The following is a 21825-nucleotide window of genomic DNA, read 5'->3' on the forward strand; positions in this document are numbered from 1 at the left end:
ATTAAAAGTATCTTCAGAAAATTCCGTGGAATCTTTGTGCTTTGGTTAATAAAAGACCATCAAATTCAGTATCTTTGTAAATGAAGAAATCAGCTAAATATGCGATAAACACAGCAAGTAAAACAAGCGAAATAACTAAAATAGTAATTAATATAATTTTACTTAATTTACTTCATTCTTTAGCTGGTTGTTCTTCTTCATACTCAGCAACAGGGCCATACATTCCTAATTTGAGTTTTTTAATAAGACCAAATCTAACACGTTTTTCGATTATTTTATTTTCCACTTTTAATTTAGAATAGTGTTCGTAAGCATCTGCGTACTTTTCTAATTTTTCGTTCATAGATTTCTCCTAAAATATAAGATCTCTTCAGTATAAAAATCATTATACTAGATAATTTAAATTATAACAAATTAATTTTAATACTGAATTAATGCGTTAATAATTATTGATTTAATTTTTGGTGTGCTAAAACTACTTTTTTAAGTTTTCTATTTCAGTGATTTAATCCAGCTTTAGTAATAAAAATATTATGTTCGCTTTGCAAAATATTGACAATATAAGTTAATGAAAGCCCAGGGTTTTCTAATCTAATTCGATGAAAAACAAGTTCATTATCACTAAATTTTTCTTCTAAATTATGTTCATAAACATAATTAATTAATTCTACATAATTAATTGAAGTGGAAGCGATTTTTTTAAGATTTGCAAAATCTAAATTATTAATCCGATTAACCATACTATACATATCACGCTTGATTTTTAAATCCAAATATTCAAAATACGCTTTTTTAGCCTCAATTGCTGATAAAAATTCAATGATTAAATCAATACTACGAATATAAATAGTGTGTTTATTTTTTTTAAATTGATATTTAAAATCAAATTCATACTGATTTAAAATTTCTTGAATTTTAAGCAAATTATCTTTATTTTTAGCACTGATATATAAAAAATATGATTTTGAATTAAGGTTAGAAATGGTTCCACCAGCAAAAAATACTCCAGCGAAAAACTTGCTTAAATCAGTATTTCCACTATCAATTGCAACATCATCTCATTGTAAAGATTCAAGTTCAGGAAATAGTAATTTGTGTTCGGTAATGATAATTTTTTTACTTGAATTTTGTGGAATAACGAATTTAATTTTGAGTTTTTTACACATTCTTATAATTTCTTTTTGCAATTGAATGCTTTTTATTTCAAAAATTTTTTCATCATAAACTTGCAATGTTGGTGAATTAACAATTAATAGACCTAATAAAAAAGCCTGAATTTCTTTTATTTTTTTAGCCTTAATTATTTCTCTTTTAATTTCGTTAGTTGAACTTGTTTTCATAAAATAATTATAAAACAAAAAATAGGCCAAAGGCCTATTTGTTAAGGGTTGATTCTAGTAATTGCTCAACTTCAGCTTGAGTATCAAGTTGTAAAGCTTTATTAGCTAACTCTTGCATTTCTTTATGACTTAGTTTACGAGTTAATTCTCTACTTCTAAGTACACTTGAAGCCGACATTGAAAATTCATCAAGACCAAGTCCAAGTAATAACGGAAGTGCTTGAGGATCTCCGGCCATTTCTCCGCACATACCTGCTCATTTCCCGTGCTTGTGTGCACCATCAATAATCATTTTAATAATTCTTAAAATTGAAGGATTAAGTGGTTGGTATAAATATGAAATATTTTCATTCATCCGGTCAGCAGCCATTGAGTATTGAATTAAATCATTTGTTCCAATTGAAACAAAATCTGCATATTTTGAGAATTGGTCCGAAAGTACTGCAGCTGCAGGAGTTTCCATCATAAGCCCAACTTGAATTTTATCTTTTGGAGCAATGTTTTGATTGTTTACATACACTTCTTCATATGCTTCAAGATACATTTTTTTAGCGTCTAAAAATTCTTGAACATTAGTAATCATTGGAAACATAATGGCTACATTCCCAAATTCACTTGCTCTAATTAAGGCTCTAAGTTGAGTTTTGAAAATTTCAGGATTTTGTAAACAAAATCTAATTGCACGATATCCTAAAAAAGGATTCATCTCGCTTGGGAATTTAAAGTATTTTAAAGTTTTATCTCCACCAATATCTAAAGTTCTAATAACGACTCTTTTTCCTTTCATTCCCTCAACTACAGTTTTATAAGCTTGAAATTGCTCTTCTTCAGAAGGTCAATTTTCATTATCCATGTATAAAAATTCTGATCTAAATAAACCAACTCCTTCAGCATCATTACTTAAAACCGATTCTAAATCCTTAGGAGTTCCAATATTTGCGGCAATTTCAATATGATGTCCATCAACTGTTACTGAAGGTTGTCCTTTTAAGTTAGTGAGTCTTTCTAAATAAAGTTTATATTGTTCTTCCGCTTCCTTAAATTGTGCAATTTCATCTTCATTTGGAGAAACTACAACAACCCCCTTACTTCCGTCTAAAGCCAAAAGATCTCCGCTTTGAACTTTCTCCATAATTACATTAGTTCCTACAACTGAAGGAATTCCTAAGCTACGAGCCATAATGGCTGTATGAGAGGTAGTTCCTCCAATATTGGTTACAAAACCTTTTACATATTTTTTATCAAGTTGCACGGTTTGAGAAGGAGAAAGATCTTCTGCAACAATAATTACTTCTTCACTTATTCCGCTTAAATCTTTTTCTTCAATTCCTTGAATTGAGTAAATTAACTTTTTAGCAACATCATGAACATCTGCAACTCTTTCACGCATATATTCATCAAGACCTGAAAGCATATCAGCAAATTGTTTATAAAAACTTTCAATTGCATATTCAGATGAATAATTTTCGTTTTTAATTAAATCAGTAACGCTTGAAACTGCATATTCATCAGTTACAAAGTTTAAATGTGCTTCAAAAATCCCTGCATGCTCTGGATCTTTAGCTAATTCTTTTGATTTTTGAATATTTGCAATTACTGCTTCTCTAGCGTCATTGTATTTTTTTAATGAGGCTTCAACATTTGTTGTTGATTTATTGTAGCTAAGTTTAATTTCTTCGATTTTAAAAACTTTAGCAATTGCAACACCTTGTGAAGCACCAATACCTTTTATTGTCATTATTTCTCCTGTTAATATTCATATAATAAAATAGTTAATAACTTAATAATATTATAAAAGTCATTAAATAATTGTCTTAACTAATATTTTAATTTTTTTATAATAATATTTATAAAAAATTCAAATTTATTGTGAATTTTTAACTATTTTAGGTTTTCTTATGATAAAAATAAGAAAATTTTTAATGATTTTATTTTTTATGTTAATATTATAAAGCAACGAAACGACGGGCGTTGTGCAAGAAAATAAAAACATTTAAAATATTTTTAAAAAGTTATTTTAATGTTATAATTAATAAGCTGAACACACTTGCCGATTTAGCTCAGCGGTAGAGCAGCTGGCTGTTAACCAGTTGGTCGTTGGTTCAATCCCAATAATCGGCGCCATTTATGGTCTGTTGGTGAAGAGGTTAACACACATGGTTTTCATCCATGCACGCACGGGTTCGATCCCCGTACAGACTGCCATTTTCGGAGAATTAGCTCAGTTGGGAGAGCGTCGCCCTTACAAGGCGAATGTCATGGGTTCGAGTCCCTTATTCTCCACCATATTATCGCCGTCTTAGCTCAGTTGGTAGAGCAACTGACTTGTAATCAGTAGGTCGTAGGTTCGAGTCCTATAGACGGCACCAGGCAACTTAGTGCCTTTTTTTATAAAATTTTTACTGTGCGCGGGTGGTGAAATTGGCAGACACGCTAGATTTAGGCTCTAGTGCCTCCGGCATGAGGGTTCGAGTCCCTCCTCGCGCACCATATGATGCTTAAGGCATCTTTTTTTATACTTCTTTAAGGGTTTAATTGAATTATTTACTGCTATAATATTACTGATAAGGAATATATGAAACTTAAAAAACTTTTATGGACAATTTTAGCACTAAATAGTTTTACAATGCTTGCTTTTTCATGTTCAAAAATTCAAGTCCAAACCAATGATTTTAATCAAAAATTATTTGATTGAGTATATAACAAAGAGCAATTAAATTATTTAATTAAGAATCATTTATTTTTTAATCAAATTAATTTTAAGGAAAATAAAATTCAAGTTGAAAAATTAAAAGAACAAAAAAATAATTTATTTTTAAAGAAATTTAATAATGATTTAGAAATTCTTTATCAAAATAGCGAAATTAAAGTTGAGGAATTGAAAATTTTTTCTTCTAATAATTACTTAAATTCAATTAAAAAGGAAAAATTTAATAATTTATCCTTTTTTCCGAATTTACAATATGCTCTTTTTGATATTTTTCTTAATAAAGATTTATTTAAATTAGCAATTCCTAATTGAATTAATTTTTCTGAAATAAGATTTGAAGCTTTTTTAAAAAATAAAGAACAGCAAGAGTATTTAGCAAAAGTATTATCATTTTACTTAAAAGCTTTTGAAATTCCACATTTTTCGCATGTTGAAATAATATTTAACAATGATAAAAGTGTTTTAATTTCTCTTAAAAATGAACAAAACCAAGATTTGTTCCCAAATTGAAAAAAGTTCAAGTTTGAGCTCCCTAATTTTAAAGATTATAATCAAAGAAAAACTTGAAATCGAAATTTTGACTTAAATATTAACGATTCTGAAGTATTATTAAACGAAAAATTTAATGACCTTGAATTTTTATTTAAAAATAATCCACTTTTAATCAATTCATATGAGAGTCTAATTGAAAATTCTTCAATTTTACATAAAATTTCAGCAAAAGGATTTTTGGTGCTGCTTAAATATTTACAAAGATATATAAACATTCATTCGGTTAATTTAAAAACTCCTTTAAGGGTTAATTTAGAAAAATCTTTTGAAATTCCTCTTCATTTACCACTAAATAATTCTGGTTTGATTTTTCCTATTACATTAGAAAATGAGAGCAAAAAACAATACCGATGATATTCGGTAGATTTTAGTAAACATCATCACGTTCTTAGTGGATATTTTGTAAATGATAATTTAAATTTTGAAAATAATTTTGATTACACTTTGAGTAATTTTGACCAATATTCAGATAATAAAGAAATGAAAATTAAATCTTCATTATCTTTAGAAGATTTTGCTCAAGCAAATTTACAAAAAATATTTGATTATTTTTTGTATCTTAACAAAGATAATGAAGCTATTTGAAATGGTGTCAAAATGAAAGAATTTGATCCTTATGAATTTAGCGATAACCTTTTAAGACAAAATCCTTTGCAATGAATAGTTGCTCAAGTTGCTGTTATTTTAAACTCTTACTTGTTTGATTTTGAAAACACTCAAGGTTTTTCTCCACTTGATATTCAAATAAAAAATATTAAAACAGATCCACAAAATTTAGGTCAAATAATTTTAAGTTTAGATATTACTAACTTAAAAAATAATAAAATTCTTTTAAACCTAAAGAATCTTAAAATTGGTGGTTTTAGAGGATTTGATTATTCAGATATTAATAAATTCAAAAACAAAAATTCTTTAAATTTGAGTGTTTATCCACAATTTTACAAATAAAAAATGGTTTGAAACCATTTTTTATTTTAAAATTTTTCGCTTGGCAAATAAATATAGCCATCAATACTTGAAACTTCTGATATTGCCACAAATGCATCTGGATCATATTGATGAATTTTTTTAAGCATTCTTGGAACTTGTCTAAATAAAGTGACAGTTTTTAAAATATGGGTTTGCTCCTCATTATTATGTGATTGAGCAACAAAAGAAGTTAGTTTAATCACAATTTTACGATCATTAGTTATTTTTTCTTCAATAAGACTATATTTTTTTGAAAAAATTTCAACTTTAACAAGTTTAAACTTAGGATAAATTTTGTTTAAAACCATAATATAAGCGACATTGGTAATAAATGTAGCCACAAAATTAGGTGATAAATAAAATTCAAAACCTCAAGCATTTTCCTTAAGTTTTTCTAAAGTTTTTAAAGAACCATCTGATAACAGATGATTGATATTTTTAGATTCAACTAAATTACTGATCATTTGAATATACAAAGAACCCGGTAATCATGACCCTACTAAAACTGAAATGATAATAATAACAATATTTAAATATCCAGAAATAGTCCCAAATGATTTTTGAGTTTCGTTTGAATATCATTCCCCTAAAATTCCGGTAACTCCCGCTGTTCCGCCGATAATTTGAATTATTGCAAAAATTCAAGCTAAAATTACTCCATAAAAAATAGCGATAATAATTAAAGCGATAATATTCCCACCTTCTTGTCAACTAAGCGGAATAAGCGGAGATAATTTCAATAAATTCTCTTTCATGTTTGCTAATATATTAGAATTTTTGGCAATATCTTTAATCAAATCCTTAACATCCTTATTTCCAAAATTTCCAATTACATATACATCATTGGCTCCATTAATAAATCCAATTGAAAAAGAAACTAAAGAAGAAACTACTAAAAAAATTACTGTTAAATGTCCAAAAATTTTCCCTATTTTTTTATATCCAAGCACAAAAATTGGGATACTTAGTATAATATAAGCAAGCCAAAACACCAACTGATCAATTCCATTTAACAGTCCTGGAGATACACTTCCAGCTAGCTTAACAATAATTAATCTAGCAATAGCTTGACCAAAGGCAGCCAATCCAAAATTGTAAATTCCAACATTTTTAACAAAAAAGACACTAATAACTCCAAAAATAATTGCAGTTGTTACAGTAATAAAAATTAACTTTGGCATTGGTAAATAAGAGTAAAAATAATTTAGCTTTAAACCAAAATTAGACATTCTAGTTTTTTTATACACTGTGTGAGCTTTTTCAATAACTTGAGGTTTGTTTAAATTGGAATCTTTATTATTTTTTCTTCAAAACAAATCAACCTCCAACATAAAAAATTAAAAACCCTTTTACAAAATGGGTCATTAATTTAATTACACCACTTTTTAACAAAAACAAAAGCATAAAATTAAAATGTGGAAAAAATATTCATATTTTCAAAGTAGATAAATTTTTTAAAAATAAGTTATTATATAATTTTAATACTTTATGTTTTAAGGAGACTAATGAAAAAAATAAGAACAAGATACGCTCCAAGTCCAACTGGATTTTTGCACATTGGAGGTGCTCGAACTGCATTATTTAACTATCTATTTGCAAAACATTTTCAAGGTGATTTTGTCTTTCGACTTGAAGATACCGATGTAAAAAGAAATGTTGAAGGTGGAGAAAGATCACAATTAGATAATCTTCAGTGACTAGGGATTATTCCTGATGAAAGTCCACTTAACCCAAATTCTAAGTATGGAGCATATCGTCAAAGTGAAAAACTTAATCACTACAAGAAAATTGCACAACTTTTAATTGAAAAAGGTTTTGCTTATAAAGCTTATGATAACTCAGAAGAATTAGAAGCTCAAAAACTCCAATCTGAACAACAAGGTTTTGCCTCTTTTAGATATAATCCAAATTGATTACAAATTTCTGAAATAGAAAAACAAAAAAGAGACAACCTAGGTCAATATTCAATTCGTTTGAAAATGCCTAGCAAGCAAAAAATTACTTGAAAAGATCTTGTTCGAGGAGATATTGAATTTGATTCAGATGAAATTGCTGATTGAGTAATTATTAAATCCGATGGATATCCAACATATAATTTTGCAGTAGTTATTGATGATCATGATATGGAGATTACTCACGTTTTACGTGGAGAAGAACACATCGGAAATACTCCTAAACAATTGGTTGTTTATCAATATTTAAATTGAGAAGCCCCTCATTTTGGACATTTAACCATTATTACTAACATGGATGGTAAAAAACTTTCAAAAAGAGATACTTCATTAAAACAATTTATTGAAGATTACAAAAATGAAGGGTACATTTCACAAGGAATTTTTAATTTTTTAGCTCTTTTGGGTTGAACTAGTGCCGATGCACATGAATTAATGACCAGAGAACAACTAATTGAAAAATTTGATCCTCAACGCCTTTCTAAATCACCTTCTAAATTTGACGTTAATAAAATGAACTGATTTTCAAAACAATATTTAAAACAAATGCAAAATGATCAAATAATTTCATGATTAAATGTAAATGAGACTTCGCAAGAATGATTAAATCTTTTTGTTGACACTTTTAAAGAAAGTTGCTCAACTTTAAGCGAATTAAGTTCACATTTGGTTAATTACTCTAATGTTAAAGTTCAGAAAGCCGATTTTGACGATGAACAAATGCAAGTTGTTAAAAGTTTTTCAGAGCTTCTTAAAAATAAAATAAACGATTTTACAATTGCAAATATTCAAGAAACTATAAATCAAACTGCACAATTATTAGGTATAAAAGGTAAAAAATTATTCATGCCAATAAGAATTGCAACCACAAATGCTGAGCATGGTCCTGAATTAGCTAAAGCTATTTATTTATTTGGAAAAGACATAATTTTAAAAAGGTTAAATCAATATGAAAATTAAATTTAAATCAACTGTTTTTCAAAACGACAACCAAAAGGAAATCGAATTTACCGCTCCTCTTGAATTGACAAAAGAAGGAGAATTTGAGGTATTTTCATTTAATGAACCAAGCAAAAATGTTGCTAATCGTATCGAAATTTCTAATGAAAGAATTAATATTTTTGCTGGGCCAACAACACTTTATATTGTTTTAGATCCAAATCAAAGTGCATTGAATGTTTTTGAGCTTATGACTCCCGAAGGTGTGGGTCGTGAGATGGATCTTTACACTCAAATTATCAAGCATGAATTTGATTTTGGAAAAGAATATTTTTTTGAATATGAACTTTTTTCAAAAAACCAAAATCAAAGAGATATTATTGGAAATTTTAAAATTAAAATGACCATTGAAAATTAAAAGCACTTCTGTGCTTTTTTATCTCTGATTTATCTTAAAATTTGCATTTTTTAATATAATAAAAATATGCTGAATATCGGGGTGGATTTAACAAAAATTTCACGTTTTAAGGATAAAGATTTAAGCTTTGCTAAAAAAATATTATCTCCTAATGAATTAATTGAATTTATAAATCTACCTTCTGAAAAGCAAGCGTTATTTTTGGCTAGAAGTTGAGCAATTAAAGAGGCAATTTTTAAAAGTGATAATACTTATAGCCAATTTTCTGAAATTAATTTAACCAAAACCAATAATAAATGAAACTTTCGCAATTTTAGCATTAGTATTTCTCATGATGGCGATTTACTTGTTGCTATGGTTGTTAAAAACGAGGATAAATATGAAAAAAATAGCATTTAGTCGTACTTTGAAGAAGATTTTCACTTCTTTAGCGTGGCTTCATCGAACCAGAAAAATATCATCAATGTATCGAAAATACAAAAAGGATAATGAATCACTAAGTCCCCAATTTCGAAACGATTATATTTTAAAATTATCAAAAAAACTTTTAAAAGTTAATAATATCGACTTGGAAATTAAGGGATTTGAAAATGTTCCTAAAAGTGGTGGTACATTAATTGTCCCAAATCACAAATCCAATATGGATCCTGTAGCACTATTTGCAGCTCTTGAAAAACAAGACTTTGAACAAGGAAGCAAAAACCGAATTATTAATTTTTTAGCTAAAAAACAACTAGAAAAGAAATTTTTAGTTAAAAGAATTTTGAAGCTAACTGATTCAATAATCATTGATCGAGAAAATTTTCGCGAATCGCTTAAAAAATTAAACGAATTTGGTGAATTTGTTCGAGTAAATAAAACTTTAGGGGTCATTTTTCCTGAAGGCACTAGAGTAAAACAAGAGGCTTTAGGTGAATTTAAATCCGGAGCTTTCAAAATTGCTGCAAGTAATTATTTAACCATTGTTCCTGTTGCAATTATCAACTCTTTAGAAGCGGAAAACAAAAAAAGAAAAGGAAGATTAAAAATTACTGTTTCTTTTTTAAAACCGCTTAAACCAGGTAATTACATCACTCAAGAACCTAAAGCACTAGCTCAAAGAGTTAAAGAACTTATTGAAATGGAAATAAAAAAGTATAATGAACAGTAATTTAAACGAATATACCTTTAAAATCAAGCAATTTGACGGACCTTTGGATTTACTTCTTAGTTTAATCAAGGATAAAAAAATGAGCATTTTTGATGTTGATGTGGCCGATCTTGCAACTCAATATTTACAAATTATTGCTCAACTAAAAGAAAACGAAATTGATATTGCTGGAGATTATCTATTAATGGCAGCTACTTTAATTCAATTAAAAGCAAAAATGGTTCTTCAAGAGCCTGAAGCTGTCGAAGAACTTAAACAAGAAAAAGAAAGCTTAATTCAACAATTAGTGGAATATCAGCAATTCAAAGATATAAAAGAAGCCTTAAAAACTTTTCAATTTCAAAGGGAAGAAATTTTTATTAAAAAACCAAGCAATATTGATCAATATATTGTCGATACTGATGATTCGAGACTTGATGGATTTTCTAATCCAACCAAATTAATTACTACTTTAAGAAAAATGTTTGAACGTGTATATGCACAAAAATTACGTCAAACAACTTTAGAAACTATTAAGCTAACCCCTTCAGATCAGTTCCCTTTCATTAAGAAATTGCTTGCTCAAAACGAAAAAGTGACTTTTGAAATGGTTTTTAATCAACCTACTATTGGTCATTTTGTTATTACTTTACTTGCAATTTTAGATTTAGCTCGTCAGCAGCAATTAGTCATTGTTCAAGAAGAGCAATTTGGAGATATTTACATTCAAAAAGGAAGTGAATTTAATGAAAAATAAAATTTTAGAAGCATTATTATACATTCAAGGCGATGAAGGTTTAACTTTAGAACAAGTTAAGGAAATTTTTTCTTTAAACACAATTGCTGAGGCTAAAAAAGTTATGGATGATTTTCATAAAGATTTCAATTCACAAGATCGTGGGCTTAAAGTGGTATCCTTTAATGATGTGTTTAAGCTTGCAACTCGTGAAGGAGTTAAAGAATATGTTTCAAAAATGGTAACAGTAGTTAAAAAACAAAGACTTTCAAATGCTGCTATTGAAGTTGCAGGGATTATCGCTTACAAACAACCAATTACTAAAGGTCAAATTAACAGCATTAGAGGCTTAGTTTCCGAACAAGTAGTTAATACTCTTTTAGTTAAAGGAATTATTGAAGAGGTCGGAATTTCTCCAACCCCTGGAAATCCGGTGCTATACGGTGTAACTAATAAGTTTTTTGATCATTTTAAAGTTAGAACTATGCGTGATTTACCCAAAATTAATGACTTTAATTATATTGAAGGTGTTGAAAATGAAAGTTCTGATTTTGACTTATTCACTAGTCAAAGGGAAGACTAACCGTTGGTTGTCTTTTTTATTCTAAAAAAACAAAAGGAGCAAGTAAATGTTTAAAATTGTCGCAACCAAAAATGATGCATCCAGAAGTATTTTTAAACTTTTACAAAAGTATTTGTCCAATTTACCACTAAGTAAAATTGAAAAAATCTTTCGCAAAAAAGATCTTAAAGTGAACGGAAATCGCAAAATAGATAAAAATTATAAAGTAAATGAAGGTGATATTATTGTGGTTTATGGTATTTATGATTCGCAAAAAAATGAGCAAAATTTCAATAAATACACATTAAAAAACGAACTTAACATTATTTATGAAGATGAGAACATTTTAATTATCAATAAAGATTCTGGAATATCTGTTCACGGAGAGGAAAATGCATTAGATAATCAGGTTTTAGCATATTTAAATTTCAAAAAAATTGATAGCTTTACCCCTAGTCATATCGGAAGGCTTGATAAAGAAACTAGCGGAATTATGGTTTATGGTAAAAATTTTTTAACTGTAAAAATGCTCAATGAAGCTCGTTCTAAATTTATTAAAAAATATCAATTTTTATCTGATTTTATACCAAAAAATCAAGAGATTAAACTTTATTTTTACAAAGATTTAAAAACTCAAAAAATGAAAGTTTCGCCCAAACTTGTCCCAGAATCTAAAGAGGGAATTACTTTATTTTATAATGAAGCTAATAAAAAAATTGCACAAATTCTTACTGGAAGAAAGCACCAAATTAGATTGACCTTAAAATATCTAAATGCTCCAATTTACGGTGATAGAAAGTACGGCGGTAAAAAAGCATCACGCTTAATGTTACATTCATGATACTTAAAATTTAACGGATTAAATGGTCAACTTAGCTATTTAAATAACAAAGAATTTTGATGTCCAATTAAATGATAGGAGAAAAAATGAAAAACATAACCAAAGAAAAACTAAAAGAAATTGTTGCTTCACTAATGATTGAACCAACTGATGAAGTTTTAAATAATATTTTGGATAATTGAAATAATATTCAAAATGAACTGAAAAAATTTAATAAATTAGATTTAGAAAATGTAGCTCCCCTTTCACATATTAACGAAACTCCATTAGTTGATTTTTTAAGAGAAGACATTGTGGATAATTCTTTTTCAATTTCCAAAGATGATATTTTAAAAAATGCTAAAGATAAGGATCAAAATTACATCATAACATCAAAGGTGGTTAAATAATGAATCAAAATTTAAAAGTTTTAGGAAACTTTGAAAAAGCATCTCAAGAATTACTAAAAGACACAAATAATGCAGTTATAAGTGTTTTTGAAAAACAAAAACACGGAAATGGAATTTTAGATTCAGCTGTTTTTACTCTTAAAGATGTTTATGCCACAAAAACTGGCGTAGTGCGATCTTCTTCAAAAATTTTAGAAAATTTTCATCCTTCATATAATGCAACTGTTGTAGAAAAACTTCAACAAGCAGGGGCTTTATTAGTAGCTAAAGTTAATAATGATGAACTCGCTTTAGGAGGAACTGGAAAACATAGTGCTTATGGTTTAATAGTTAATCCAAAAGATTCACTGAGACTAGCAGGAGGTAGTTCTTCGGGTTCTGTTGCAACTTTTAGCGAAAATATTTCATTTGCAATTGGAAGCGACACCGGAGATAGTGTTAGACTTCCAGCTTCATATAATGGGATTGTGGGGTTTAAACCTTCGTATGGAGCTATTTCTCGATATGGATTGTTTGCGTATGCTTCTTCATTAGATACTGTAGCTTATTTTGCTCATAATGTTAATGATATTTACTATGTATCTAAAGCTTTATACGGACAAGATTCTAAAGATATGTCTTCGGTGAAAGTTCCATTAGATAATCTTCAAGAAACAAAACCTAAAAAAATTATAGCTTTTGATTTTTCGCAATTTTGTGATTCTGAGGTTAACGAAACTTTTAATAAGTTGCTTAATAAACTACAAAAGCAATCAATAAATGTGGATATTATTCAGCCTAATTTAGATATTTTAAGATGTATAAAACCTGTTTATCAAGTAATTAGTTTTTCAGAAGCTTCTTCAAATTTGTCCAATTTAACCGGAATTTGCTTTGGTTCCAAAGTAAACGGAAATGATTACACCGAAATTATGACTAAAACTCGAAGCGAAAAATTTGGACATATGGTAAGTGAAAGATTAGCTCTTGGAAGTTACTTTTTATATAGTGAAAATCAAGAAGAAATTTTTATTAAAGCTATGAAAGCTCGTCGTGTAATTAGAGATTATCTTAACTCGTTACATCAAAGTGCAGATATATTAATTTATCCTTCATTTGCTTCAATAGCCCCGCTATTAAATTCAAGCACTTCATATGATGTAATGGATTATATTTTAACAGGTTCAAATTTAGCTGGAAATCCTTCTTTATCTATTCCTTTAGGAAATAAAAATAATATGCCTTTTAATTTAACTATTGATTCAAAAATTTATGGTGATAGCGATTTATTAAATTATGCTTTATATCTTGAAAAACTAATAGGAGCTAAAAATGAATAATTTCGAAACAATTATTGGAATTGAAATTCATATTGAACTTAAAACTCAAACTAAAATGTTTTCTCCAGCAAAAGTGGATTTTAATGCTGTACCAAATACTAATGCCAATCAAATTGATTTAGGATATCCAGGAACTTTACCATTAGTTAATAAACAAGCGGTAAAATTTGCTCTTGCTTTTGCAAAAGCACTAAATATGGAAATTGATGACGAGCTTCACTTTGATCGAAAAAATTATTTTTATCCCGATTTACCAAAGGGATTTCAAATTACTCAGTTTTTTCGGCCAATTGGAAAAAATGGAAAAATTTCAATTAAAACTTCAGAAGGGTTAAAAGATGTTTTAATTGAACGTATTCACCTTGAAGAAGATACTGCAAAGCAAATTCACGATCAAGATGGAACTAAATTAGATTATAATCGTGCTGGAACTCCATTAATTGAAATAGTGACTTATCCAGTTTTGAAAAACGGAGAAGAAGCAGCTGCATATATTGATATGATTAAAAAAACCGTTAATTCACTTGAAATTTCTGACGGAAAACTTGAAGAAGGTTCTTTAAGAGCTGATATAAATATTTCATTAAGACCTTATGGAAGTAATCTTTTTGGCACAAAAGTAGAAATAAAAAACATGAACTCGCTTTCAAATGTTAAAAAAGCAATTGATTTTGAAATAAAGCTTCAAACTCAAAAATTGCTTCAAAATGAAGAAATTTTACAGCAAACTAAACGTTTTGACGATCAAAGTAACACCAATATTGTTATGCGTACTAAAACTGGGACAACTGATTACAAATACTTCCCTGAGCCAAACATTCCTTTCATTAAGCTTTCACAAGATTTTATTAATTCAGTAAAAGTAGCTGAATTACCGCTTGAAAAAGAAAAAAGATATCTAAGCGAAAATATTCAAAACATTTATGTTAAAAGTTTAGTAGATGATATTGAACTTGCTAAATACTTTGATGCAATTCCTTATGAAGATAAAGATAAACTTTCAAAAGTTTTCTTTGCAGAAATTGTATCTTTAGCTAATTCTAAAGAAATTCATCCAACAAAATTAAATATCAAAGCTGAGCATATTGCTCAAAGCTTAAAATTACTTGATCAACAAATTATTTCAGGAAAATCATTAAAAAGGCTTATTCCATTACTATGTGATTTTAATGACGTTTCATTAGATTCATTACTTGATCAACATAAATTAAAACAAATTTCCGATCCTCAACAAATTCAAGATTTATTAAGTGAAATTATCGAAAATAATACTTCAATAGTAAATGAATACAAAGAGCGTCCTGAAAGAGTTTTAAAATTTGTGTTAGGAAATTTAATGAAAATTACTGGAGGTCAAGTTAACCCAACTTTAAGCGATAAAATCGCAAAAGAGATGCTAGATGAAAAGTTTAACAACTAAAAATGTATATAAGAAGCTTTTATGATTTAAATATAAGCGAAGAAGATATATTAATTGATCGATAAATTTAATTTGAGATGACCCGTATAAATATTTAGGTCTTTGATTTGAATTTATTTTGAAATTAATTATTTTGATTTTTGCTTGATTTTTAACTTTTCCAGGTTTTAGATATTTAAAATTCTTAATTTATAAGAAAAAAGAAAATTTTGAAACCATCGATAAAATTAATGCCCTTCACCGTAAACGTCGGGGAGTTGTAGAAATTGTTTTTGCAAAATTTATTTCTAAAGATTTTAATTTTACTTGATTAACAATTGCTTTTTATTTTCTTATTTCATTTATTCCAGTTATTTATATTATTTTAAATTTAAATTTACTGCTCGGTTATATTGTTTATGGAAATGCACCTGAACAAATTGTTTTTAAAGAACGATTTATCAATGCTACTTTAGGAAGCTTTTTCCCGGATGTCCCTAATTATGTTGGTACAGTCAATTTATTTACTAGTGATAATGGCTCTTTGGATTCATCTACTTTAATTGCTAATTCGGTATTTTTTATCACCACTTTGCTTTTTGCATCTAGTGGATATGGAAAATTAGTAGCAGCGATAAATTATATGTACGATCATAAAAAAGTTGGAACTTATTTAGGAAACAGAGCTAAAGGAATGGCACTAGTTTTTATGGTGAGTATACTTTTATGAGCTATTTCAAATTTACAAACTTTAACTGAATCAATGGTAACTGGAGATTTTAATTTATCTCAAAAACACTCTCCAACATTAACTAAAGCATTTTTTATCTTTTGAACTTTTATGTTTTTACTAGTTCTCTTTATTGCTTTATTTAAGTTTGCTCCAAGTTTTCAAATTAAATTTCACCACATTTTACGAGGAGCAATCTTTTCAACAGTCCCAAATTTAGTCTTTGTAATGATTTTTTCATTTTGAATTAATGAAACCTTAAATTATGACCGCTATGGAAGTATTGGTTTTGTTTTAACTCTAGCGTTTTTTATTACTTGGTTTGTTAATTTAATGTTTTTTGGAATTTTATTTAACCAAGCTTACTACAAAATGTTTCATAATCAAAAAACTTATAATCGAGGATATAAAATCTTTTATATTTACTAAATTAGCAGATAAAAAGCAAAATAAGGTAAAATATATAATAACTATTTAACTAAGCTAAAAAAGGAGAAAATCCATGTTTGATACTAAATTAAATAAGGAAAACCAAGAATATATTGTAACTTTAACTCTTGATAAAGAAGAATATGATAAAGAATTTCAAAAAAATTATAAAAATGCTTTAAGCAAAGTAAAAATCCCAGGTTTTAGACCCGGAAAGGCACCAAAGCACAAACTTGAAGCTGCAGTTAATACTGGAGAAGTTCACTCACAAACTCTTGACTTTTTCATTAAAAATAAACATTTTGAAGTAGCTAAAAAAGCTCAAGAACAAAAAGAAGTCACACTTTTACCATTAGCTCCTGTTGTTGAGATAAACAAAGACGAAAATGAAAATTGAACCTTATCATATAAATATAGTTTAATGCCTGATTTAAGTGTTTTAAAGTTAGAAGATGTAAAAGCAAAATTACACCTAAAAGAAGTTTCAGATGAAGACGTAACTAAAGTAATGCAAGAATTTACTAAACCTTTTTCATCACGAGAATTATTTGACCTTGAAAATAATCCTCAAGAGCTAACTAAAATTGGTGATGTTGTTAACATTGATTTTAAAGGTTTTATTGATAATGAACCTTTTGAAGGTGGCGAAGCTCAAGGTTATGAACTTGAGCTGGGTTCAAAAGCTTTTATTCCAGGTTTTGAAGATCAATTACTTAACAAAAAAGCTGGTGATCAAGTTGATGTTAAAGTCGCATTCCCTGCTGATTATTATGTAGAAACTTTTAGAAATAAAGAAGCTATTTTTGAAGTGAAATTACATTCATTTACAAGAGTAAAACACGTTGAATTTACTGAAGAATTAATTAAACAACTTGCTTTGGAAGGTGTTAAAACCCTTGAACAAGCTAAAGAATTTTTCAAACAAAGAGAAATTTTAAATGCTTTTACTAAAAGTAGCGAAACTTTTTTAGATGAAGTAAACAAGGATCTTGCAAACCAAGAAGAGTTAAAAGTAGCTCATTTTCTTTTAGAAAATAAATACAAAGAATTAGAAAAAAACTTTAACGATTCTTTAAAAAACTTTGGGGTAAAAAAACACGAGTACTTTAAACTTGTAAAATCAAATGATGATAAACTAAAAGCTGAACTTATGGAAGCTGCTCAAAAAGAAGTAAAACTTCAACTAGCAAATGAATATTTAATTAAAAACTATAGTCCAGAACAAACAACCGATGAAGAAATAAAAGATTTAGAATTCAAGTTCTCTCTTATAGATAATGAATTTAAAAAACGCCTTGTTTGACTTAAGAAATTTTTAGAAGCAATTTTAAAAGTTGTTGACGAAAAATCGCTTCCTGAATTTGAAAAAGCATACTCACAATTATTAAAATAAAAAAATTTAGATAATAAAAAACCATTGTCCTTGATTTTTGTGGATCAATGGTTTTTTATTATATGGTTTTGTTGCTTCATTTATCAAAAGATTTAATTACTAAATTCAACTCACTTTCATAAGCTTGTAATGTTTTAAGAATCTCATCAAAACTAACTTGTTCTCCAAAAATCATTGATTTAGTTTGGTTGTAATCATTTTTAAAAAATTCAATTGCTTCTGTAGAAGGAACAAGTTTTAACATAGCCTGATAAATGTCATCATACTTTGCAAAATTAGCACGATAAAACTTTTTAAGAAATTCAATAACTGATTCAAGTATTTCCAAGTTTTGAAAACTTCTTTGTTTTAAATTACTTTGAAGCATTTTATAAACATCGTAATAATGTCGCGAGTATCTATTTGGATAATTTCCGTTTGTGCGATTAGCTTCTTTATGCAAAATTGCAATTTTTTCATAAAAAGTTCTTATTGGATCAACAACTCTTACAGATATTTTTTCTAAAAAAGATTGAGGATTTGCTTGAGATATATATGTTGAAATTTCTTTTTCCTCAAATGGTATTGGTTCAGCTACAGCACCAATTTCAAGTTTAATAACACTTAAAATCGAAGGATCAAGATCATATTCTTTAGGGTAATCAAACAAAATGCTTTGTGGATTTTTTGCATCTATGTAAAACTTTAAATTTGTGTTTTTTAATAAACTATTTAAATCACTTTCAATTACAGGTATAACTTCATTTTTTAAAAATTCTGAAGTGTTTTCATTTAATTTATCAAGATATTTTTCTTGTTTTGTATAACTTCGAGCTTCATAAGGTTCTTTTTGAGGATATCCTAAAACCTCTCAGTTTAAAGCTAAATCAATATCTTCAGAAAACCTTTCAATTAGATTATAAACTTTCGAAAGACTTGTGCCACCTTTAAAAACGAGATAATCTTTATACTTAAAATCATTAAAAAGATATTTTAAAAGAATACAAACTCATAAATCTTTTTCAATAACAGCTAAAGATGTCTTGAGTTTTCTTACTGTTCTTTCTATAACGAAATCTTTTTGTTCAGCACTTAAAGTAAAATAATTATGTATTTTAGTTTTTTTCATTAATTTCAATAATCTTTAACAAAACATTTCGAATTCAAGTAGCTATATCAAGCGTATCATTACGCAAATCTTCTTTAATGTTTCTAGCAAATAATGCTAATCGTTCTAATTCTGGCTTTCTAAGATTTCTTTTACCAAGTCTTTTAATTGCTTCAATTAAAATGATAAATTGTACTGAGCGACCTTTAATATACTTTTTATCTGTATGTTTAAAAGTAATCGCTCATCCTTCATATTCATAAATACGAGACGGACCATCTGAAACATAAACATATTCACTAGGAACTTGATTAAACACTCCAGTGTAATTTAAAGTAATTTCTCCCCCAGGAGCAATGGTTCAATTGAATTTTTGAGCAATTTTTTTGGCAACTTTATCAGGTGAGGGAGTTGAATATTCTTCCAGAATATCGCTATATCTAGGTCTAGTATAAAGTCCATTGACTAATCTAGCAATTTCTTCTTCTTTACTTAATTTGCATAAAATTGAATTTACAGTATTTTTGTTTGTAATATGCTCAAAATCTTTAATTTCAAAAATCTTGCCAGGGTTATCAAAGAGAATTTTTTTAATTTGCTGGGTTGCTGTTTGCATTTTTATACCTCTTAACTTATAAAAATTATAATACAAATATAATGCTTAATAGTAAGGTACTTTTAAATTCGTTAATATTTTATTAATGATGATGATTTTTAATGTCATCACACCACATTTTAGTGGACTTTTGTATTTATTCTTTGAACAAAGATTTAATCAAACTTCTTTAAATCTCCATTCATTTAAGTAATAAAATTTTTGTTAGAAAATAGCAAAAAATTTTATTTTAAATATTCACAAAATAGAAAATTATACAACTAAATGCTAAACTTAATGGATTATCTCATAATAAATTTTTTAAAAAGTTTAAAAAAAACCTGAAAAATTTGGGCATTGGTTTTGTGTTATATGGCTTTATCGCTTCATTTATCAAAAGATTTAATTATTAAATTCAACTCATTTTCATAAGCTTGCAATGTTTTAAGAATTTCATCAAAACTAACTTGTTCTCCAAAAATCATTGATTTAGTTTGGTTGTAATCATTTTTAAAAAAATCAATTGCTTCTGTAGAAGGAACAAGTTTTAACTTAGCTTGATAAATGTCGTCATACTTTGCAAAATTAGCACGATAAAACTTTTTAAGAAATTCAATAACTGATTCAAGTATTTCCAAGTTTTGAAAACTTCTTTGTTTTAAATTACTTTGAAGCATTTTATAAACATCATAATAATGTCGCGAGTATCTATTTGGATAATTTGCGCTTGTGCGATTAGCTTCTTTATGCAAAATTGCAATTTTTTCATAAAAAGTTCTTATTGGATCAACAACTCTTACAGATATTTTTTCTAAAAAAGATTGAGGATTTGCTTGAGATATATATGTTGAAATTTCTTTTTCCTCAAATGGTATTGGTTCAGCTACAGCACCAATTTCAAGTTTAATAACACTTAAAATCGAAGGATCAAGATCATATTCTTTAGGGTAATCAAACAAAATGCTTTGTGGATTTTTTGCATCTATGTAAAACTTTAAATTTGTGTTTTTTAATAAACTATTTAAATCACTTTCAATTACAGGTATAACTTCATTTTTTAAAAATTCTGAAGTGTTTTCATTTAATTTATCAAGATATTTTTCTTGTTTTGTATAACTTCGAGCTTCATAAGGTTCTTTTTGAGGATATCCTAAAACCTCTCAGTTTAAAGCTAAATCAATATCTTCAGAAAACCTTTCAATGAGATTATAAACTTTCGAAAGACTTGTTCCACCTTTAAAAATAATGGCATCTTTATATTTAAAATTAGTAAAGAGATAATTTAAAAGAATGCAAACTCATAAATCTTTTTCAACTACAGCAGGAGAAACTTTAAGTTTTTTGACTGTGTTATTATAAATTCTTTTTCTTTTTTCAGCTGGTAATTTTAAAAATTTCTTAATATTCATTTATTGCCTTTATTTGCAATAAAACATTTCGAATTCAAGTGGCTATATCAAGCGTATCATTACGCAAATCTTCTTTAATGTTTCTAGCAAATAATGCTAATCGCTCTAATTCTGGCTTTCTAAGATTTCTTTTACCAAGTCTTTTAATTGCTTCAATTAAAATGATAAATTGTACTGAGCGACCTTTAATATACTTTTTATCTGTATGTTTAAAAGTAATTGCTCATCCTTCATATTCATAAATACGAGACGGACCATCTGAAACATAAACATATTCACTAGGAACTTGATTAAACACTCCAGTGTAATTTAAAGTAATTTCTCCACCAGGAGCAATCGTTCAATTGAATTTTTGAGCAATTTTTCGTGCTACTTCATCAGGAGATGGAGTTGAATATTCGTCTATAACATCTATGTAATAAGGTTTAGTGTACAATCCATTTAATAAACGAGTAATTTGGCCATTTTTAGCTAATCGATATAGAATTGATTTAACGGTATTTTTATTCTTTGAAATATTTTCAAAATCATTAATAGAGAAGATTTTGCATGGATTATTAAAAATAATATTTCTAATTTGTTGCGTTGCAGTTTGCATTTTTATACCCCTTTAATTATAAAAATTATAATACTACAAACAAAAATTTTACCTAAAGTATTTAAAAGTCGCTTAAACTCATTAATGTTTTGTTGCAAAATATGATGATTTTCAGTGTCATCACACCACTTGTTAGTGGACTTTTGTATTTATTCTTTGAACAAAGATTTAATCAAACTTCTTTAAATCTCCATTCATTTAAGTAATAAAATTTTTGTTAGAAAATAGCAAAAAATTTTCTTTTTTTAACTTAAGTAAAAAAACGTAGCTACTAAAGACAAATCTAATTTTTTAAATGTTTATATTTGATATATAAATTAAACAAAAAA

21 protein-coding genes and 5 tRNA genes are annotated in these 21825 nt (G+C 27.4%); 18 read left to right on the forward strand and 8 right to left on the reverse strand.

Features of this window, described 5'->3' with window-relative positions; genetic code table 4:
- Window position 1 precedes the first annotated feature (1 nt).
- From EXC58_RS04825 to ptsP, 3 genes are all read right to left on the reverse strand, one after another.
- Window positions 2–343, reverse strand: a complete 342-nt coding sequence (locus tag EXC58_RS04825) for a hypothetical protein (protein ID WP_223211618.1) — start codon at window positions 341–343, stop codon at window positions 2–4.
- A gap of 103 nt (window positions 344–446) precedes the next feature.
- Complete coding sequence (gene whiA, locus EXC58_RS01930) at window positions 447–1340, reverse strand: DNA-binding protein WhiA (RefSeq protein WP_129725367.1); 894 nt, start codon at window positions 1338–1340, stop codon at window positions 447–449.
- 34 nt (window positions 1341–1374) lie between these two features.
- Window positions 1375–3078, reverse strand: a complete 1704-nt coding sequence (ptsP, locus tag EXC58_RS01935; RefSeq protein ID WP_129725368.1) for a phosphoenolpyruvate--protein phosphotransferase — start codon at window positions 3076–3078, stop codon at window positions 1375–1377.
- Between the two features lie 311 nt (window positions 3079–3389).
- On the opposite strand from ptsP, the gene EXC58_RS01940 reads away from it, so the two are divergent.
- The 6 genes from EXC58_RS01940 (at window position 3390) to EXC58_RS01965 (ending at window position 5550) form a co-directional block, all read left to right on the forward strand.
- Window positions 3390–3464: transfer RNA gene (locus EXC58_RS01940), tRNA-Asn, on the forward strand.
- A gap of 5 nt (window positions 3465–3469) precedes the next feature.
- Window positions 3470–3545: transfer RNA gene (locus EXC58_RS01945), tRNA-Glu, on the forward strand.
- Between the two features lie 5 nt (window positions 3546–3550).
- A tRNA-Val gene (locus tag EXC58_RS01950) sits at window positions 3551–3626 on the forward strand.
- A 7-nt stretch (window positions 3627–3633) separates the two neighbouring features.
- Window positions 3634–3709, forward strand: a tRNA-Thr gene (locus tag EXC58_RS01955).
- A gap of 37 nt (window positions 3710–3746) precedes the next feature.
- Window positions 3747–3830 (forward strand) — tRNA-Leu (locus EXC58_RS01960).
- A gap of 85 nt (window positions 3831–3915) precedes the next feature.
- Entirely contained in the window at window positions 3916–5550 is a 1635-nt protein-coding gene (locus EXC58_RS01965) for an MAG3240 family lipoprotein (protein ID WP_129725369.1), read from the forward strand.
- Window positions 5551–5576: 26 nt separating this feature from the next.
- On the opposite strand, the gene EXC58_RS01970 is transcribed toward EXC58_RS01965, so the two are convergent.
- Window positions 5577–6887, reverse strand: coding sequence for a DUF2179 domain-containing protein (locus EXC58_RS01970; protein ID WP_223211619.1), 1311 nt, complete (start codon window positions 6885–6887; stop codon window positions 5577–5579).
- Window positions 6888–7076: 189 nt separating this feature from the next.
- Between EXC58_RS01970 and gltX the strand changes: the two genes are divergently transcribed.
- From gltX to tig, 12 genes are all read left to right on the forward strand, one after another.
- Window positions 7077–8483, forward strand: a complete 1407-nt coding sequence (gene gltX / locus EXC58_RS01975; RefSeq protein WP_129725371.1) for a glutamate--tRNA ligase — start codon at window positions 7077–7079, stop codon at window positions 8481–8483.
- The gene (locus tag EXC58_RS01980) at window positions 8473–8880 is read left to right on the forward strand and encodes a DUF1934 family protein (RefSeq protein WP_129725372.1); all 408 of its coding nucleotides are present in this window, start codon (window positions 8473–8475) and stop codon (window positions 8878–8880) included. Before gltX ends, EXC58_RS01980 begins: the two co-directional genes overlap by 11 nt.
- Before the next feature lie 66 nt (window positions 8881–8946).
- Window positions 8947–9279: a 4'-phosphopantetheinyl transferase superfamily protein gene (locus EXC58_RS01985; protein WP_129725373.1), complete on the forward strand. Its 333-nt coding sequence runs from the start codon at window positions 8947–8949 to the stop codon at window positions 9277–9279.
- The gene (locus EXC58_RS01990; protein WP_129725374.1) at window positions 9260–10030 is read left to right on the forward strand and encodes a lysophospholipid acyltransferase family protein; all 771 of its coding nucleotides are present in this window, start codon (window positions 9260–9262) and stop codon (window positions 10028–10030) included. The genes EXC58_RS01985 and EXC58_RS01990 overlap by 20 nt, the downstream gene beginning before the upstream one ends.
- Window positions 10020–10766, forward strand: coding sequence for a segregation/condensation protein A (locus EXC58_RS01995; RefSeq protein WP_129725375.1), 747 nt, complete (start codon window positions 10020–10022; stop codon window positions 10764–10766). The genes EXC58_RS01990 and EXC58_RS01995 overlap by 11 nt, the downstream gene beginning before the upstream one ends.
- Window positions 10756–11328, forward strand: a complete 573-nt coding sequence (gene scpB, locus EXC58_RS02000; RefSeq protein WP_129725376.1) for an SMC-Scp complex subunit ScpB — start codon at window positions 10756–10758, stop codon at window positions 11326–11328. Before EXC58_RS01995 ends, scpB begins: the two co-directional genes overlap by 11 nt.
- A 46-nt stretch (window positions 11329–11374) precedes the next feature.
- The gene (locus EXC58_RS02005) at window positions 11375–12226 is read left to right on the forward strand and encodes an RluA family pseudouridine synthase (protein WP_129725377.1); all 852 of its coding nucleotides are present in this window, start codon (window positions 11375–11377) and stop codon (window positions 12224–12226) included.
- Window positions 12227–12234: 8 nt separating this feature from the next.
- A complete protein-coding gene (locus EXC58_RS02010) occupies window positions 12235–12537 on the forward strand; it encodes an Asp-tRNA(Asn)/Glu-tRNA(Gln) amidotransferase subunit GatC (RefSeq protein WP_129725378.1) in 303 nt (100 codons plus the stop codon).
- Window positions 12537–13856, forward strand: coding sequence for an amidase family protein (locus EXC58_RS02015; RefSeq protein WP_129725379.1), 1320 nt, complete (start codon window positions 12537–12539; stop codon window positions 13854–13856). The genes EXC58_RS02010 and EXC58_RS02015 overlap by 1 nt, the downstream gene beginning before the upstream one ends.
- Window positions 13849–15276, forward strand: coding sequence for an Asp-tRNA(Asn)/Glu-tRNA(Gln) amidotransferase subunit GatB (gene gatB / locus EXC58_RS02020; RefSeq protein WP_129725380.1), 1428 nt, complete (start codon window positions 13849–13851; stop codon window positions 15274–15276). Before EXC58_RS02015 ends, gatB begins: the two co-directional genes overlap by 8 nt.
- The gene (locus EXC58_RS02025; RefSeq protein WP_129725381.1) at window positions 15257–16414 is read left to right on the forward strand and encodes a YihY/virulence factor BrkB family protein; all 1158 of its coding nucleotides are present in this window, start codon (window positions 15257–15259) and stop codon (window positions 16412–16414) included. Before gatB ends, EXC58_RS02025 begins: the two co-directional genes overlap by 20 nt.
- A gap of 73 nt (window positions 16415–16487) precedes the next feature.
- Window positions 16488–17807 (forward strand): trigger factor, encoded by a 1320-nt coding sequence (gene tig / locus EXC58_RS02030; protein ID WP_129725382.1) that lies wholly within the window; start codon window positions 16488–16490, stop codon window positions 17805–17807.
- A 58-nt stretch (window positions 17808–17865) separates the two neighbouring features.
- On the opposite strand, the gene EXC58_RS02035 is transcribed toward tig, so the two are convergent.
- From EXC58_RS02035 to EXC58_RS02050, 4 genes are all read right to left on the reverse strand, one after another.
- Entirely contained in the window at window positions 17866–18915 is a 1050-nt protein-coding gene (locus EXC58_RS02035) for a nucleotidyl transferase AbiEii/AbiGii toxin family protein (protein WP_129725383.1), read from the reverse strand.
- Window positions 18902–19510, reverse strand: coding sequence for a DUF6088 family protein (locus EXC58_RS02040; RefSeq protein ID WP_129725384.1), 609 nt, complete (start codon window positions 19508–19510; stop codon window positions 18902–18904). Before EXC58_RS02040 ends, EXC58_RS02035 begins: the two co-directional genes overlap by 14 nt.
- 347 nt (window positions 19511–19857) lie before the next feature.
- Window positions 19858–20898 carry a nucleotidyl transferase AbiEii/AbiGii toxin family protein gene (locus tag EXC58_RS02045; RefSeq protein WP_197723782.1) on the reverse strand — a complete coding sequence of 347 codons (1041 nt, stop codon included), beginning with the start codon at window positions 20896–20898 and terminating at the stop codon, window positions 19858–19860.
- On the reverse strand, window positions 20888–21496 hold the full coding sequence (locus EXC58_RS02050; protein WP_129725385.1) for a DUF6088 family protein: 609 nt from the start codon (window positions 21494–21496) through the stop codon (window positions 20888–20890). The genes EXC58_RS02045 and EXC58_RS02050 overlap by 11 nt, the downstream gene beginning before the upstream one ends.
- Window positions 21497–21825: the final 329 nt, after the last annotated feature.

Origin of the sequence: Mycoplasmopsis citelli (assembly GCF_900660645.1) — a bacterium.
Taxonomy (GTDB): domain Bacteria; phylum Bacillota_I; class Bacilli_A; order Mycoplasmatales; family Metamycoplasmataceae; genus Mycoplasmopsis; species Mycoplasmopsis citelli.